This window comes from Trichococcus flocculiformis (assembly GCF_900113645.1).
Taxonomy (GTDB): Bacteria; Bacillota; Bacilli; order Lactobacillales; family Aerococcaceae; genus Trichococcus; species Trichococcus flocculiformis.
On sequence record NZ_FOQC01000103.1, the window covers coordinates 1 to 1,262 of the forward strand.

2 protein-coding genes are annotated in these 1,262 nt (G+C 33.8%); both read right to left on the reverse strand.

The annotated features are described in order from the left end of the window. Positions 1 to 50: 50 nt before the first annotated feature. Entirely contained in the window at positions 51 to 218 is a 168-nt protein-coding gene (locus BMZ71_RS15025) for a hypothetical protein (RefSeq protein WP_177187642.1), read from the reverse strand. A 229-nt stretch (positions 219 to 447) separates the two neighbouring features. Next, positions 448 to 849 carry a DNA recombinase gene (locus BMZ71_RS14550; protein WP_245734466.1) on the reverse strand — a complete coding sequence of 134 codons (402 nt, stop codon included), beginning with the start codon at positions 847 to 849 and terminating at the stop codon, positions 448 to 450. Positions 850 to 1,262: the final 413 nt, after the last annotated feature.

Here is a 1,262-nt window from a genome sequence, read left to right on the forward strand (position 1 = left end):
ATGTTTGTGAGCGAAAGTGTTCAAAATTAATTGGCGTTAACTGTTCAATTCTACTTGACGCTGACACCCCGGCCATCCCCATATTTTTTGGAATAATCAATCCACGATTGGGGGGTGTTGAATTTAATTGATCCGGTATCTAAAAAGGAATCAGCATATTTTGAACTGGTTAATCTACAAGCAACAAAAAAGTCGTTAGGCCTTGCCCATTCTCCCATAAAATCCACTCCTTTCAAGGTATATGTGAATTAAATTTTATCTATAGTCCAATTCTTATTGAGCGATTTTGAAATATTTCTTTTTACGAAATCCAAATATCATGAAGTACGTAGGAACAGCTCAACATCACAATACGTTCATATCATCTTTTACTATAAGTAATATGTTTGTCTAGTCAAATTGAAATAGCCCATGCCATATTTGACATGAGCCCATTAAATATTTACTTCAAAGTTCTTTTTTAATCTCGATTCCAGACTTGAATTCGATTGTTAGAAGCCTTTCATCGACCGTAATCCTATCAATCAATCGCCTCACAAGTAAATCGTCATACACTTCAAGTTTCTGCGGTTGTTCTTTTAAAAACTTTGTCATTTCTTCGATTCGTTGCCTGAGTCCCTCTCGTGCTGCATTTTTTATCATGACCTCCTGCTTCAGTTCCCGCAACCTGTATATTTCTTCTGCTACATCCTCGTAATCTTCTTTTGAGTTTGCAAGCCTAAGCAGTTCCATTTGAAGTCCTTCTAACTTTTCATCAATATCAGTTGTTGGTTTATCCGCATTTTCATTCAAAACTGTTTCAATATTTTCTATTAAAATATTCAGGTAATCTCCTTTGTTTCCCAGCACTTCATTGATAGCTTGTACTATTGCTTGGTGAAGTTCATCTTCTCTGATTGTTTCTGCTATTTCAAATAATTTTGTTTAAAAATTGTAAAATCTCCTACTGATAATAAAAAATTAACAGGGGAATTCTTGTGCCAAAGAAAAGTCCAAAAACTAAATTAAACAAATTATTTAATATGCCAATTCATTAATGAAATATTCTTTACTTACATGACTAATAATAAGTCTCCATTTTCCAATAACTATGGCAAAGTTATATATTATTTAAGAAAATATTCTAATTTTAAAGATAAAAAACACTTCATCCTGCGATGCTTTATATTCTATATAGGTTGAATTAAATACTTTACATCCGCACGCACAGTCGGTCAATCACCTCAAGGGGACGCCCGTTCACATCGGCTAAGAAACCGCGG